At 49.3% G+C, this 268-nt stretch carries 1 protein-coding gene; it reads left to right on the forward strand.

What is annotated here, in order from left to right; all coding sequences use genetic code 11:
* On the forward strand, positions 1 to 268 hold a 268-nt coding region (locus tag P20311_RS17450; protein WP_036985297.1), incomplete at both ends, for a transposase.

Genomic DNA, 268 nt, shown 5'->3' on the forward strand with positions numbered 1-268 from the left:
AAGGCAACCCACGCTGTTTGCCGATGAAACGCCATTAAAGGTGGTGAAATCGGACAAAGTAAACAGTTACATGTGGGTGTATTGCTCGGGTCGAGATTCACCAGACCCGAATAATCCTATCCCTAATATCGTACTTTACGACTTCCACAATAGTCGCGCGGCCGCCTGCGTGGTCAATTATCTTGATGGATATCAAGGGTACTTGCACGTGGATGGCTATCAAGCCTATGCCAGAACAGAGGCAACCTTAATCGGCTGCTGGGCGCAT

Source organism: Pseudoalteromonas sp. BSi20311, from assembly GCF_000239875.1.
Lineage (GTDB): Bacteria > Pseudomonadota > Gammaproteobacteria > Enterobacterales > Alteromonadaceae > Pseudoalteromonas.